General features: G+C 41.8%; 10 protein-coding genes, 1 tRNA gene and 1 pseudogene. 3 read left to right on the top strand and 9 right to left on the bottom strand.

Features of this window, described 5'->3' with window-relative positions; all coding sequences use genetic code 11:
* The first annotated feature begins 177 nt into the window (after positions 1–177).
* Positions 178–642 carry a COG2426 family protein gene (locus DDV21_RS01405; RefSeq protein WP_116877567.1) on the top strand — a complete coding sequence of 155 codons (465 nt, stop codon included), beginning with the start codon at positions 178–180 and terminating at the stop codon, positions 640–642.
* A gap of 131 nt (positions 643–773) precedes the next feature.
* Here DDV21_RS01405 and tsf read toward each other — a convergent pair whose 3' ends face one another.
* Positions 774–1,814 (bottom strand): translation elongation factor Ts, encoded by a 1,041-nt coding sequence (gene tsf, locus DDV21_RS01400; protein ID WP_116877568.1) that lies wholly within the window; start codon positions 1,812–1,814, stop codon positions 774–776.
* Positions 1,815–1,909: 95 nt separating this feature from the next.
* On the bottom strand, positions 1,910–2,686 hold the full coding sequence (gene rpsB, locus DDV21_RS01395) for a 30S ribosomal protein S2 (protein ID WP_116877569.1): 777 nt from the start codon (positions 2,684–2,686) through the stop codon (positions 1,910–1,912).
* Positions 2,687–2,912: 226 nt separating this feature from the next.
* Here rpsB and DDV21_RS01390 point away from each other — a divergent pair.
* Positions 2,913–2,983: transfer RNA gene (locus DDV21_RS01390), tRNA-Cys, on the top strand.
* 130 nt (positions 2,984–3,113) lie between these two features.
* Here the strand turns inward: DDV21_RS01390 and DDV21_RS01385 are convergent.
* From DDV21_RS01385 to treP, 3 genes are all read right to left on the bottom strand, one after another.
* A complete protein-coding gene (locus DDV21_RS01385; protein ID WP_116877570.1) occupies positions 3,114–5,006 on the bottom strand; it encodes a M13 family metallopeptidase in 1,893 nt (630 codons plus the stop codon).
* Between the two features lie 114 nt (positions 5,007–5,120).
* A complete protein-coding gene (treC, locus tag DDV21_RS01380; RefSeq protein WP_116877608.1) occupies positions 5,121–6,752 on the bottom strand; it encodes an alpha,alpha-phosphotrehalase in 1,632 nt (543 codons plus the stop codon).
* 234 nt (positions 6,753–6,986) lie between these two features.
* On the bottom strand, positions 6,987–8,954 hold the full coding sequence (gene treP, locus DDV21_RS01375) for a PTS system trehalose-specific EIIBC component (RefSeq protein WP_116877571.1): 1,968 nt from the start codon (positions 8,952–8,954) through the stop codon (positions 6,987–6,989).
* A gap of 338 nt (positions 8,955–9,292) precedes the next feature.
* Here treP and treR point away from each other — a divergent pair, with 338 nt between their 5' ends.
* Positions 9,293–10,003 (top strand): trehalose operon repressor, encoded by a 711-nt coding sequence (treR, locus tag DDV21_RS01370; RefSeq protein ID WP_116877572.1) that lies wholly within the window; start codon positions 9,293–9,295, stop codon positions 10,001–10,003.
* Between the two features lie 865 nt (positions 10,004–10,868).
* On the opposite strand, the pseudogene DDV21_RS12040 reads toward treR, so the two are convergent.
* The 4 genes and pseudogenes from DDV21_RS12040 to DDV21_RS01350 form a co-directional block, all read right to left on the bottom strand.
* Positions 10,869–11,636: pseudogene (locus tag DDV21_RS12040) on the bottom strand (YqiA/YcfP family alpha/beta fold hydrolase); the annotation flags it as partial.
* 562 nt (positions 11,637–12,198) lie between these two features.
* A complete protein-coding gene (locus tag DDV21_RS01360) occupies positions 12,199–12,525 on the bottom strand; it encodes a YrdB family protein (protein ID WP_116877574.1) in 327 nt (108 codons plus the stop codon).
* A gap of 384 nt (positions 12,526–12,909) precedes the next feature.
* Positions 12,910–14,103: a methionine adenosyltransferase gene (gene metK / locus DDV21_RS01355; RefSeq protein WP_116877575.1), complete on the bottom strand. Its 1,194-nt coding sequence runs from the start codon at positions 14,101–14,103 to the stop codon at positions 12,910–12,912.
* A gap of 106 nt (positions 14,104–14,209) precedes the next feature.
* Positions 14,210–14,920 (bottom strand): thioesterase II family protein, encoded by a 711-nt coding sequence (locus tag DDV21_RS01350; protein WP_116877576.1) that lies wholly within the window; start codon positions 14,918–14,920, stop codon positions 14,210–14,212.
* Positions 14,921–14,929 lie beyond the last annotated feature (9 nt).

The raw sequence follows: 14,929 nt of genomic DNA, 5'->3' as shown, positions 1-14,929 counted from the left end.
TATACCAAAAATTACACTATTTTTAAATGAAAACCATCCATTTCTGTTTAAATCTCTCCCAAAAGAATGGAAAGCTGCCAGACATCCTTAAAGTCTGCCTCCAAAAATGCTTTTAGTTGAGAATATTCGCTGCTTAGGATAAAATGGTACATGTACGAAAAGAAAGGCCCTTAATCCATGAATTACATTATTACATTTCTCATTTCAATGGTTCCTCTAATCGAGCTTCGGGGAGCTGTTCCCTATGCTATTGCCTCAGGAATTCCTATGTGGCAGGCCATTATAATTGGCGTTATCGGCAATATGCTGCCTGTTCCGATTATTTTCTTCTTTGCCCGCCGTGTTCTGGAATGGGGCACCGACAAACCAGTTATTGGCGGTTTTTTCACCTGGTGTTTAAAGAAAGGTCACAGCGGCGGACAAAAGTTAAGCAGGGCAGCCGGAGAAAAGGGGCTGTTTCTGGCGCTCCTGCTGTTTGTTGGCATTCCTATTCCCGGAACCGGAGCCTGGACCGGGACCCTGGCTGCGAGTATTCTAGACTGGGATTTTAAGCGCAGTGTTGTTGCAGTTATGCTGGGGGTTATTTTAGCCGGCTTTATTATGGCTTCATTAACTGTTCTGGGACTCTCAGCTTTCTTATAGGAAAAAACAAAAACACTCCTAAAGGTAGATATAAAACTATCTTTAGGAGCGTTTTTTAGCGCTGATTTTATTTATCATACAAAAGAACTCTTACAGACAGCATTCCGTAAGAGTTCTTTTGTATAAACGTATTAGTTGTTCAGGGCTTCTGCCATAGTTGCCGCGACTTCTGATTCGAAATCATTAGCAGCTTTTTCGATACCTTCCCCAACTTCAAAGCGGGCAAAATCTGCAACTTTAGCATTTACTGAATCAAGATAGGCTTCAACGGTTTTGCTGTCATCCATGATATAAACCTGTGCCAGCAAAGTATATTCTTGGTCAACCTTAGTGTTGTCAAGCATGAAGCGAGCCATCTTGCCAGGAATAATCTTATCCCAGATTTTTTCAGGCTTGCCTTCAGCCTGCAATTCTGCCTTAATATCTGCTTCAGCCTGCGCCAGCACTTCATCAGTCAATTCAGCTTTTGAACCGTATTTCAGGAGCGGAAGGGCTGGTTTGTCAACCAATGCGCGGCTTTCATTGTCCTGTTCAATCTTATGGTTCATCTGCGCCAATTCATCGCGGACAAATTGCGGATCCAGTTCCTTATAGGACAAAACTTTTGGTTTCATTGCAGCGATGTGCATAGACACTTGCTTAGCTAATGCCTCATCACCGCCATCAAGCACACTGATAACACCGATACGGCCGCCATTGTGCTGGTAAGCACCGAAAGCCTGCTCATCTGTTTTTTCCAGAAGGGCAAAGCGGCGGAAAGAGATTTTTTCACCAATAGTTGCTGTCGCATTGACATAGGCCGCTTCTAATGTTTCACCCGAAGCTGTCACCAAAGCCAAGGCCTCTTCATTATTGGCTGGTTTGCCTTCAGCGATAACTTTCGCTGTTTCATTAACCAGTTCAACGAACTGCGCATTTTTAGCAACGAAATCTGTTTCAGCGTTAACTTCCACAACTGCTGCCACGTTGCCGTCAACATAAACTCCGGTTAAACCTTCAGCAGCAACACGGTCTGCCTTTTTAGCTGCTTTAGCCATCCCTTTTTCGCGAAGCAGCTCAATTGCTTTATCCATATCGCCGTCGGTTTCAACCAATGCTTTTTTAGCATCCATGACACCGGCACCGGATTTTTCACGCAATTCTTTTACAAGGGCTGCAGTAATATTTGCCATTTGTGATTTCCTCCAAAGATTATTTACTTTTACAAAAAACGGGACAGAACAGTTCTCCTGCTGCCCGTTTAATAAGCTTGGTTACGACTGTCGTCTTATTCGTTTGACCCTTCAACAACCTCAACAATTTCTTCAATTGAATCAGCTTGGGTCTCTGCCTGTGCTTCCGCAAAATCTACTTCTGCATCTTCACCTTGGCGGCCTTCAATAACGGCATCAGCCAATTTAGACGTAATTAATTTAACGGCACGGATCGCATCGTCATTAGCTGGGATGATAACATCGATATCATCAGGATCAGCGTTAGTATCGACCATAGCCACTACAGGAATTCCTAATTTCTTAGCTTCTTTAACTGCGATTTGTTCTTTATGCGGGTCAACAACATACATCACATCCGGAATACGCGGCATATCTTCGATTCCGCCTAAGAATTTTTCCAGACGGGCACGCTGTTTGTTGAGCAGAGCCACTTCTTTTTTAGGAAGCAAGTCAAAAGTGCCATCTTCTTCCATTGCTTTGATTTCTTTGAGACGGGCAATCCGTTTTTGGATGGTATCCCAGTTCGTTAACGTTCCACCCAACCAGCGGTGGTTGATATAAAACTGTCCTGCGCGTTCTGCTTCTTCTTTAACAGCATCCGCAGCTTGTTTTTTCGTTCCTACAAACAAGATAACAGCATCGTTTGCTGCAGCATCACGGACAAAATCGTAAGCTTGATCTGCCAATTTTACGGTTTGCTGCAAATCAATAACATGAATCCCGTTGCGTTCTGTAAAGATGTATTTCGCCATCTTAGGATTCCAGCGACGTGTTTGGTGGCCGAAGTGAACACCGGCCTCAAGAAGTTGTTTCATTGAAATGACTGCCATGAGTATTTCTCCTTTTAAAATGTTTTTTGCGGCAGGTTTCCTGCCTTCCCTCTTTCAGATATCAGCTTGCAAGCCCACTCTGCCAAGAGCAACAAGCTCACAATCCATCTAAAATGAGTATTCGCTGTTTATAACAGCTCTCTTACTATATCAAATTTGCCCCAAAAATGCAAGGGGTTCGAGCTTGACGAATCGCTTTTTTTAAGGTAGAATACTATTTGTCTACGGCGGTATAGCCAAGTGGTAAGGCATGGCTCTGCAAAAGCTTGATCGTCGGTTCAAATCCGTCTACCGCCTTAATTAGTATGAAATACGGGCTGAACAGCCTTTTATCTCAATAAAAAACCTGTTTTTAAACAGGTTTTTTTTGTTTTAAAAAATTCAGCGGCTTTAAGCTAACAGCAAGGAAAGGAGCAAGATCGGCTTCTTACCAAATGATGACACGGTCTTGCGGAGCCCGCCACATCCCATCGCCTTCTTTTACCCCGAACGCTGCATGAAAGTCGTCAAAGTTGGTCACTGTTATATTGGTCCGCCACTCTGCCGGAGCATGGACATCCACTGCGGCCAGCATTTGCATATATTCCGGCCGAGCCTTCATCCGCCAGATTGTTGCAAAATTGACAAAGAAGTCATGAACTGAAAAATCTGCTTCCGCTTTGGCTGCTTCCAAAGCACAGGCCAAACCGCCGAGATCCGCAACATTTTCTGACACGGTCAGTTTCCCATTGACTTTAGCTCCATAGGAATCCAAGCCGTCAAACTGCTCAACAACCCGATCTGTCCTTGCTTCAAAGGCTTTGTAATCCGCATCTGTCCACCAGTTGTTAAGACTGCCGTTTTCATCAAATGAAGCGCCGTTAGTATCAAAAGCGTGTGAAATTTCGTGCGCTATAACCGCACCGATGCCGCCGTAATTGGCTGAAGAACTCTGTTCCAGCGAATAAAACGGTGCCTGCAAAATAGCTGCTGGGAAGACAATCTGATTTTGCTGGGGATCATAGTATGCATTAACCATGTGAGCCGGCATATGCCACTCCTCACGGTCAACCGGCTTGTTCCACTTGCTCCAGCTGTAGGCGATTGAAATCTTAGCCAGATTCTGGGCATTTTCGACTAAAGTCAATTGCTCATCAATTATCTTTTCTTTATATGTTTCTGGTAATTTTTCCGGATAGCCGATATGCGGCCTGATGACATTGAGTTTGGTAATCGCTTTTTCGCGTGTCGCTGGTGCCAGCCAGTCCGCTGTTTCCAAACGCGATTTATAGACAGCGATCATGCTGGCCACTTTCTGTTCAACATCGGCCTTAGCCTGAGGCGAAAATTTTTCGCCGGCATACCAGAGCCCCAATGCCTGATTGTAAGGCCCCTGCGCTAAATAAAAGGCCGCTTTTTTCTTATCCTGAGCTTTAGGCGTTCCTGATAGAGCGCGGCTGTAGGTGCCTGATACAACCCGAATCTCATCAGTCAGATAGGCATTAAAGCTGGTTGCCGCACTGTGAACCAAATAGGCTTTGAGCAAATCCCAGTTGTCTTCTGTATAAAAATCAGCTGCAGCCTGCCAAAACCGCTCTTCCGGAACAATAATCTGATCGGGAAGCTGGCCGAGAATCTGCTTGAAGAAATCGTCCAAAGGAAGCTCGGGAACCAATTTTTTAAAATCCTCCCAAGCATAAGGATGGTAGAGCTTGACATATTCGGAACTTTCCTCACTTGAGAGGACTAACTGGGCCAGTTTCGCATCTAGAGCGATTATCTTGTCCAGCATGTCCTTGATTTCCTCTGCGGAAAAACCAAACTGCGGCAGGAGCTTTTCCTGAGTCTGCCGCCAAATAGCCAGAAGCTCACGCCCTTTTTCATTATCTTCAGCGTAGTAACTGGTGTCCGGCAGAATAATGCTTGGTGCCTCGGCCCACAGCACATTCATCCGAGCATTCATAAAATCAGGAGCTACGCCAAATGGCATCAGATTAGGTTTAGCGGCCAATTCATAGTCCGCCAGTTTAGCTGTAAATTCTTTGAAAGAAGAAAGATTTTGATACTCTTCAATTAGGGGCAGAACAGGGCTGACACCGTCCCGCTCCCGCTGGGCATAATCAGCTGTCATTCTGTGGAATTTAATAAAATTCTGCAAAATACGGTCATCGGGAAGCTCTTTGCCAGCCAGCCAGCGGTCAGTCGTTTCCAGCATCAGCTCTTCAATTTCATCTGCTAAGTCGGAAAAACCGCCTGTCCGCGGCTTGTCATCCGGAATCTGAGCTGTCTTTTCCCATTCGCCATTAACCGCTCGATAAAAATCATCTTGATAGTTTGTCATAACTTGCTTGCTCCTTATGTTGAAAAGTAACTTGTCTTTTTAGGCTCATCTTTTACATTGTACCAAAAAAGCCTAAGAAAAGCATTTCTTAGACTTTTTCTCTGTCCGCTTCATCTAATTTTGGGCCGCTAAAATGGCTAAGGTTTGATAAGGTTTCAAAGTGATTTTTTCGTCTAGGACAGTATCCGCATAATTGCTGAGCAAAATCTCTCCCGTCCGGTACTGTTCAGAGAGATTAAGAGTGACATTCTGGCCAAAGAAATTATTGATAACCAGCAGTCTGTCGTCGCCAAACAAGCGCTCAAAAGCGTAAACCCTGTCACTGTCCTGATAAGCCGCTCGGTAAGCTCCTTCTGCGATAATCGGCATCGCTTTGCGCAGACGAATCAATTTTTGATAAAATGGAAAAATCTTTCCTTCTTTTTCCTTTTCCACATTGATTTGCGGGTAAGACTTGCCAACTTTAAGCCAAGGAGCTGTGTCAGAAAAGCCGGCATTCGGACTGCTGTCCCACTGCATCGGCGTCCGTGAATTATCTCTTGATTTTGCTTTAATGATGGCGAATGCTTCTGCCGGAGACTTCCCAGCTGCCAGCAAATCCTGATAAGCATTCAGACTTTCTACATCTGCGTAGTCAGTCATGGAATCATAGTCCGGGTCAAGCATACCGATCTCTTCCCCCATATAAATATAGGGGGTTCCGCGTGACAGATGGATACTGGCCGCCAGCATTGTTGCCCCTTCATTGCGAAAATGCTCAACATCAATGAAGCGGTTGAGCGCTCTTGGCTGGTCGTGGTTGTTCCAAAACAAGGCATTCCAGCCGCCGCCCTGGCTCATACCCTCCCCCCAAGTATGAAAAAGGTTTTTCAGCTCAATAAAATCAAAGGGCTTGCGTGTCCATTTTTGACCATTATCATAATCAACTTTAAGATGATGAAAATTGAAGACCATATCCAATTCATGGCTGGAGGGATTGCTGTACTGCACACAGTTTGGAATGTCTGTGAAGCTCATTTCCCCCACGGTTATCCCCATCTCATCATCGCCAAATGTAGCTTTGTTCAGCATTTGCAGATAGGTATGGTTAATCGGCCGGTCAGTGTATTCCGGCTTGCCGTCAAAATTGGGATTATCTTTGAGCACTTCATCTTTACCGATTAAGTTGATAACATCAAAGCGGAAACCTTTAACCCCTTTACTGCGCCAAAAATTAACCACTTTAAAAAGTTCTTCGCGGACATGGGGATTGCGCCAGTTGAGATCGGCCTGAGTGACATCGAAAAGATGCAGATAATACTTTCCTGTGTCGCCAAAAGGCGTCCAAGCATTGCCGCCAAACTTAGACTGCCAGTCTGTCGGTTCATCTCTCAAAATAAAGAAATCCTGATAAAAACGGTCGCCTGCAAGAGCTTTTTGGAACCATTCGTGATCAGTTGAACAGTGATTGAGCACCATGTCCAGCATGATTTCAATGCCGTATTCCTTAGCCTGCTGTGACAGTTTTTCAAAATCGGCCATTGTGCCAAATAAAGGATTCACTGCTTTATAGTCGGAAACATCATAACCATTATCGCGCTGAGGACTGGGGTAAAAAGGATTGAGCCAAATAACATCTACGCCCAGCTCTGCTAAATAGGGGAGTTTGGCAATAATACCGCCTAAATCGCCGATACCATTGCCTGTTGTGTCTTTAAAGGACTTGGGATAAATTTGATAAACGACTTGTCTTTTATCGAAGGACATCATTTCTCCTTTTTTTTCGTTAATTGTTATCAGATTAGCATCAATACGGTTTCGGACAGCATCTTGAAGATTAAAACGCTTGAACAATAACACAGCCGCTTTTCGCAAAAATTAAGATAAGCTGTGACACTATAGAGAAAAGACGGACAGTACCTTTTTCAGTTTATGTTGAAATCAGTTTTTGTCCGTCTTTTTCTTCACATTGAAGGCCTTGTTCGTTAAAAACACTGAGACCTAAATTTTAGTAGCGGTCAGCAAATCATCGCCTCGCTGAACTGTTTGCGGCAGAGCAAGCGCTGCATCAGCCTGAAAATCATTTTGATTAGTCACAATGACAGGTGTTTCAATCACGTAGCCTGCTGCTTTAATCTGTTTGATGTCAAAGCTAATCAGTCTGTCTCCGGCCTGAACACTGTCGCCCTGTTTAACATGAGCTGTGAAACCTTGTCCTTCAAGGTTAACGGTATCCATACCGATATGGATCAACAGTTCCACACCTTGAGGAGTTACCAAGCCTACTGCATGTTTGGTTGGGAACAGAACAGATATCTCACCGGCAACTGGAGCGGTCAGCTCTCCTTCACCAGGATCAATAACAACACCTTGTCCCATAACCCCTTCAGCAAAGACCGGATCAGCGGCTTCTGCCAAAGGTTTTGCCTGTCCTGTTAAAGGGCTCTGAATCTTAACCAATGTTCCTTTTGGTGCTTCAGCAGCTGCTTCTGCCTGAGCCAAAGCTTCTGCCTGAGGCGCCTTAACCGTTTGATCCTCTGCCTTAGTGAAAAAGCCGGCTTTGCGGAAAAAGAGGGTTAAGACAAATGGAACAGCAACAGCAACCAGCATCAGCAAAGCAAAAATACCCATATAGCGTGCCTGAATAGAAAGAATACCCGGCAGACCGCCGATACCAATCGCATTGGCTGTCACATTAAAGGTCGTTGATAAAAGTCCGGCAATACCAGAACCAATCATTCCGGCTACAAAAGGATAGATATACTTCAGGTTAACCCCGAAGAGCGCTGGCTCTGTAACACCCAAATAAGCAGAGATGCTGGCCGGCAGGGCAATCTGTGCCTCTCGTTCATCATGGCGGTTCATCCAATAGTAAGCTAAGACTGCTGAACCTTGAGCAATATTAGACAGGGCAATCATTGGCCACAGCACGGTTCCCCCGCTGTCAGCAATCAGCTGTGTATCAATGGCATTAGTCATATGATGGAGCCCAGTGATAACAAGCGGAGCATAGAGTGCACCGAACACGGCGCCGAACAGCCATTTGAAGGAACCTGTCAAGCCGGCAAGGACAACCGTCGAAATCCATTGCCCGATAACCCAGCCGACCGGACCAAGAACTGTGTGAGCCAAAATTAAAGCCGGAAGCAGAGACAGAAAAGGCACGAAAATCATTGAAACAACTTCCGGAATAACTTTACGCCAAAAGCGTTCCAAATAAGCCAAGGACAGCCCGGCAAGAAGCGCTGGAATAACTTGAGCCTGATAGCCGATTTTATTAACAGTGAAATAACCAAAATCCCACACCCAGTCTTTAGCAATTTCAGCGGCCGATGTGCTGGCTACATTATAAGCATTGAGCAGCTGATTCGGTGAAATCAGACAGATCCCAAGGACGATACCCAAAATCTGTGAAGTCCCCATTTTACGCGAAACCGACCAGGTAATACCAACCGGAAGATAATGAAAAATAGCTTCACCCGGCAGCCAGAGGAAACTGTTTACCCCGCTCCAAAATTGAGAAACTTCAACAATTGTTTTCCCATCTAAAGCCGACCAAGCCACTCCTTCAAGAATATTACGAAAGCCCAGGATCAGACCTCCGACAATGATAGCCGGAATAATCGGCGTAAAAATTTCAGCCAGCATAGTGACCGCACGCTGAACAGGATTTTGCTTGCCTGCAGCAGCTGATTTAGCCGCTTCTTTGGACACGCCTTCGATACCGGAAACCGCCGTAAAATCATTGTAAAAAATCGGAACATCGTTGCCGATAATGACCTGAAACTGTCCGGCATTGGTAAAGGTTCCCTTGACTGCAGGAATACTTTCAATCGTTTTGACATCAGCCTTGCTTTCATCGTTTAAAACAAAGCGCATCCGTGTCGCACAGTGTGTTACAGCCGAGACATTCTCCTTGCCCCCGATTGCCGACAGCAAATCTCGAGCCTCTTTTTCAAATTTTCCCATAATACCTTGCTAGAAAAACTAGCCCTCCTTATAAAAACGTAAGCAGCAAAAGCAGATAGCAGTTAGTACCAGCCTAACATTTCCCGTATCGGACAAGAAAGTCTCTGCTCCAGACAAATGGTTCAAAAAATAAGATAATCTGCTGAATTTCTAAAGCCATAACACGGCCAAAGTCTCTTATTTTTTGTTTGTAATCCTATGCATAGGTGAGTTACAACTTTATTGTAATCGATTGCAAATTTGTCTGCAAGTCGTTTGGAGACTTTGGCGGATATTTTTGGTAAAATAAAGTAACTTGTCTGCTTATTTCAAAACAAGTCAGCAAAGGAAAACGGTAAATGAAAAAATATGAACACATTTATAAATTGCTGGAAGCCGATATCTTAAAAGGTGTTTATGCCATCGGCGACTATCTCCCCAGCGAAACTGAACTGGCCGCTCAGCATGCTGTCAGCCGCGATACTGTCCGCAAAGCTCTGACACTTTTGGCTGAAAACGGCTTAATTAAAAAAAGGCAGGGTTCAGGCTCACAAATTATTAAGCATGAACCCATTAACTTTCCGGTCTCAGCACTGACCAGCTATCAGGAATTGGTAGAGAGTTTAGCTATCAATTCCCAGACCAACCTGATTGCCATCGACAAATTAATCGTTGATGAAAAACTTTCACTTCTGACCGGTTTTAAAGTGAACAGCCTCGTTTGGCGCCTTATTCGCCAGCGTATCGTTGACGATGTCGCATCCATCCTGGATATCGATTACCTCAGCAAGACTCTCGTTCCCCAAATCAGCAGAGCGGCTGCCGAATACTCTATCTATCACTATCTGGAAAATCAGCTGCATTTAGATATTGCCTATACTAAAAAAGAAATTACCATTGACCAGATTAACGAACGCGATAAACTTTTGCTGGATATCGGCTCAGAGCACCATGTTGTCTCTGTTAAGTCCAAAGGATACCTGAGAGACGGCAGGCAGTTTCAATTCACAGACAGCCGCCATAAACTGGACAAGTTCCGTTTTGTTGACTTTGCCCAGCGCAAACGATAAAGAAACAAAGCGGTATAAAGCCTATACAGATAGCTCCAATTCAAACAATTGCCTAAATTAATAATGTAAAACCTTTTTACAAAAAAGAAGGCTAAACTGACTATGTCCATATATTGAATAAGATTTATTTTCTTGAAGATAGTACCTTATATCGTCAAATAAGCAGCCTACTGTCTTACTAAAGTTAGATTCTAAACGAGAAATTTTGTTTTTAAAACCCCATAATTTATATCTCAGTCGTAAGATACACCTTTTTTATTGGTTTTTTCAAATAAAAAAATTAATAAAAGAATTTCATATTCGAAAAAAAGTCTTACCTTTAATTTTTAATGATATGATAAAAGGCGTACCCAATGTTTAAGGAGGTAATTTATGTTTTTTAATATCTTTCCTGCAGGATTGATCTTTATCCAATCCTGTTAACAGACTTTTCTTTTCTTCATTTTTGGACCTAAAAAAGCAAGCGGCAGGAAAGCTGCTTGCTTTTTTTGCAAGTCTGAAAATTTAGTGAGATTTTGGGGCATTTACTGGAATTTGTCAGGAAAATAATCCATCGCCTTATAATCACTAATTTTTATACTATACGGAAAGATTCAAACATATCACACCGAAATCATTAAGTATAAGATTGTTATTTTTTGTTTTTATGTTTGTGTGATTTTTTACGTAAATCATCACTAGATGCAGAAACCGCACCAAAAGTCGCAGCGACAATAAGAAGCCACATTGCAAAAGACATATAGCCCTCTCCCCTCTGTTTTTCTATTTTATCTAACGAAACAGTTAACTATTTTTTATACTGTACAACCACTTGCTATGTATTATATCTCAGGTCAGATCACAATAAAATTAATCATTTTCGCTATTAAACACTAACCCATGTTTTTATGCTGGCAATTTGTTTAACATCATTGGCAATACTTTTTAAATCGTGATTGCCAGAATTAGGAACAATATATTCTTTGCCCAAATATACAGCGCCTAAAGGGCGCATAACATTATTAAGCCAATCTTTCTGAGTTGTAACTCTAGTGACTTGCCCCGTAAAGGTCTTCAGTTCATTTTTGATATCAGTAATGGTTTGTTTTGCTTCTGCCTTATTTGAAGGTAAATCGAAACGCTTCTGAAGAGAAGCATAAATTTTATTACCTAGATAGGCAACAGCTGGAATATAGAGAGGAGCAGCATTATAGACAACCGTCTCAGAGGCATTCTTTTTCAACGCAACACGCTGAGCAATATTACCTCCTAGAGAGTGTCCTGTAATGACAATAATGTCAGAACCATACTGATTAGCGATTTTATCATAAAAATCATAGGCCGGCTGATAGTGTTGGCCTCGAGCTAGGCCGATTCCCATAACATCTGCTCCCAATGCATCTTGCAGATCATTGCCATCAGTATTAGTACCAGTATAAGCAATAAGGACTTTATCAGTAAACCTGTCTTTAAAAGCTGTCCCGCTGGTTCCCGTTTTTTCATCATAAAAATCGCTGAGATAAATCAAATGAGGAGGAATAACTTGCCCGTTTTTTTGGATCTCTTCTAAAATAGTATCATCCGTCGCCCCTTTTAAACGGGCCTTTTCAAATGCATAAGTCAAAGCAGCAGCATCAAGAGTGGAGATGCTGGAGGGCTGCTCAGCTAAAACCTCCTTAATATCGGTTCTTTGCTCTCCTAAGTCTGAATTTTTTTCGTTAAAAACAGCTGCTTCATCCGGCAATTCTTCCTGATTCGCATTACCCGTCAGCTCAATTTCTTCATTAGCGGGGACAGCTCCTGCTTCTGATGCTTCACTTGAAGCAAATTCTTCTATTTGCTCATCCCTTTCAGATGCTTCTTCTGGGCTGCTGGCGGAAATCACGGAACGCACAGAAGAGATTGATTCACTGTTTTCGTCTGCACTAGAATTTGGCAATTGCTCTTCCGTACTATCTGGAGCAATTGGCATTTCCACAACTGCCGCTCTGTCGTAATCAACCGTTTGTCTGTCTGCAGAAAACAGGCTATCATCTGCATTTGTAGTTGTCAGCCCTAGGGTTAACAGAGTACAAACAGCTGCAGCTGTCATAGAAATTTCCCAAAAAAACTTTTGCATTTTGCCTTGTTTACAATAACTCTTCATATAAATTCTCCATTTAATTGATTTTGTAATCCCCTTAACTTATGGCTATTTATCAGCTCAGAAATAAAAATTAATTTAAGCCTAAGGCATACAAGCCTATAAGGTCAATAACCACAATTGCTGTATAAATCCAAGCAATATTTTTTCCGTATAGAACAAAAGCACCGACAGCGCCAGAGCCAAAAACTGACAGTTCCAGTCCTAGTCTAGGTAATCCTGTCAACACATCTGGTGACTTTGGAGCCCCATAACGGCTCCAAATACCAGCAATTACAATTCCTAAAATAGAAAAAATAAATTTGACGCCCCAAACTTTTTTGGTGAAAAGTCCGCCAACCAAGCCCAGTATTGTTACAACTTCTAAAATAAAACGGACACTGATAATAAGGCTTAGCATATTTTCTCCTTTTAAACAATTGATATTAAAAATTATCCCAATTTACACCTCAGTTTAATTTTATTATTAAAATAAAATGTTGAATACGACTTTCACAGCTGAGAACAGATATAATTAATAGCTTGATTAACAGCAGTTGGGATCTCTACAAAGCCTACTATTACAGAGTACAGTATAGACACCCCTACACTAATATTTACATTATCTACTACTTAATCCTTATTTATATATAGGTATGAGATAACTTGCGAGTATACTGACGATGACGTATATGCAGTCAAGTTGGTTACAGATATCTAAAGTTTAATATAAAAACCCACCTATGTATACCGCAGTAGTTAAAAATAACAATTTTATATCGACTAGCATTATAAATAAAAAGTATTAGGTTTGCAGAAATATCTTTAATTCATTAACTTTATCCAACTTTTCCCATGGAAGTTCTATATCCATCCTCCCCATATGTCCATAAGTGGCTATTTGCCGATAGATAGGACGCTTCAGATCAAGCATCTTAATGATACCTGCAGGACGAAGGTCAAAAATTTGGCGAACTGCCCTTTCCAGCCGGTCCTCAGCAACCTTCCCAGTGCTAAAAGTATCCACACAAACAGAAACAGGTTGAGCTACCCCAATAGCATAAGCCAACTGGACTTCTGCCTTCTTGGCCAAACCAGCAGCCACAATATTTTTAGCAATGTAGCGCGCCGCATAAGATGCTGAGCGATCAACTTTTGTCGCATCCTTGCCTGAAAAGGCTCCACCTCCATGACGAGCATAACCGCCGTAAGTATCTACGATAATTTTACGTCCTGTCAAACCAGAATCCCCTTGAGGACCACCAACGACAAAACGTCCAGTCGGATTAATCAAATACTTAGTCTCATCATCCAGATATTCCGCCGGAATAACTGCCTTGATAACCCTTTCTATGACATCACAGTGAATTTGTTCATTAGGTACTTCCGGATTATGCTGCGTAGAGATAACAACAGTATCCACACGAGCAGGCTTATCATTTTCGTCATACTCAACCGTTACCTGACTTTTGGCGTCTGGTCGCAGATAAGTAAGTTCACCAGACTTTCTCAATTCTGCCAATTGTCTAACCAAGCGATGCGCCAAAGAAATCGGCAGAGGCATGAGCTCAGGTGTTTCATCAACAGCAAAGCCAAACATGAGCCCTTGGTCACCTGCACCAATCAAATCAAGTGAGTCTTGTTCATCATGGTCGCGTATCTCAAGAGCTTCATTAACTCCCTGAGCAATGTCAGGAGACTGTTCTACCAATGACGGATGCACTCCAACCGTTTCAGCTGAAAAACCATAATCAGTATTCGTATAACCAATCTCAGTAATGGTACGGCGCACTATATGGTTAATATCAATATAAGCAGTCGTTGATATCTCACCAAAGACATGCACAGATCCTGTATAAACAACTGTTTCAGCAGCCACATGGGCATCGGGATCCTGTGCTAAGATAGCATCTAAAATAGCGTCTGAAATCTGATCGGCAATCTTATCGGGATGTCCCTCAGATACTGATTCAGACGTAAATAGTTTACGTTCTGACATAAAAATGTCCCCCTTTTTAAGAATTTCTAATTAGTCAACTTCTTAAACCCAAAGAAATAAATTAACAATTTGAAATATAATTAATTGATTTTCATATCTTATATCATCAGACTAATTCATATAATTTTTTTATCGTTTGGCTCATATAATCACTAACTTCTTGAAATTTATTAAAAATATAAAAATGTTTACCACCATATTTTACATAATCACAATTTTCCAAAGTAAGTTCTTTCCAATCGTAGAATCCCCTATCTAACAATGGATCTAGCTCTCCACCTAGAACAGAAATATTAACTTTAATTTTTTCTCTATCCATTAGCGGCTCATATTTCTCCATTATTGTATAATCAGACCGCAATATAGGCAAAAATATTTTTCTTAATTTTTTAACTTCAAAAATTTTTTTAGTTGCTTCATGATTTTTTATAATATACTCAACAAACTCATCATCATCTAAGTTAATAACACTTAATTCTTGTTTGGTGAAAGGTGAACGATTACCTGAGAAGAATATGTGAATTGGAAGAGGTGCCTCTTCTTCAAGAATACGATAGTATAATTCATAAGTTAACCAACTTCCCATACTATGACCAAATAAGATATAGGGTCCCTCATGAATAATTTCTTTTACTTGTTCATATATATCATCTACAGCCTCAGCAAAAGAATAATATAATTGTTCATGAACCCTTTTTCCTCTTCCAGATAATTCAACAATGTGAAAATTAAACAGCTCTTTATTATATTTTTTAAACTTATAATATGTTGAGGCCATTCCTCCTGCATGAGGAATTACAATAACATTTATTTTCATTAAATTTTC

Origin of the sequence: Streptococcus chenjunshii, from assembly GCF_003086355.1 — a bacterium.
GTDB classification, from domain to species: Bacteria; Bacillota; Bacilli; order Lactobacillales; family Streptococcaceae; genus Streptococcus; species Streptococcus chenjunshii.
This window is presented reverse-complemented; position numbering and strand designations above follow the sequence as displayed.

Bases quoted from the DNA above. Each gene is read 5' to 3' on its own strand.
- DDV21_RS01360 (WP_116877574.1), bottom strand. From the start codon at position 12,525: ATGCTAAGCCTTATTATCAGTGTCCGTTTTATTTTAGAAGTTGTAACA.
- rpsB (WP_116877569.1), bottom strand. From the start codon at position 2,686: ATGGCAGTCATTTCAATGAAACAACTTCTTGAGGCCGGTGTTCACTTC.
- treC (WP_116877608.1), bottom strand. From the start codon at position 6,752: ATGTCCTTCGATAAAAGACAAGTCGTTTATCAAATTTATCCCAAGTCC.
- tsf (WP_116877568.1), bottom strand. From the start codon at position 1,814: ATGGCAAATATTACTGCAGCCCTTGTAAAAGAATTGCGTGAAAAATCC.
- treP (WP_116877571.1), bottom strand. From the start codon at position 8,954: ATGGGAAAATTTGAAAAAGAGGCTCGAGATTTGCTGTCGGCAATCGGG.
- treR (WP_116877572.1), top strand. From the start codon at position 9,293: ATGAAAAAATATGAACACATTTATAAATTGCTGGAAGCCGATATCTTA.
- DDV21_RS01405 (WP_116877567.1), top strand. From the start codon at position 178: ATGAATTACATTATTACATTTCTCATTTCAATGGTTCCTCTAATCGAG.
- metK (WP_116877575.1), bottom strand. From the start codon at position 14,103: ATGTCAGAACGTAAACTATTTACGTCTGAATCAGTATCTGAGGGACAT.
- DDV21_RS01385 (WP_116877570.1), bottom strand. From the start codon at position 5,006: ATGACAAACTATCAAGATGATTTTTATCGAGCGGTTAATGGCGAATGG.
- DDV21_RS01350 (WP_116877576.1), bottom strand. From the start codon at position 14,920: ATGAAAATAAATGTTATTGTAATTCCTCATGCAGGAGGAATGGCCTCA.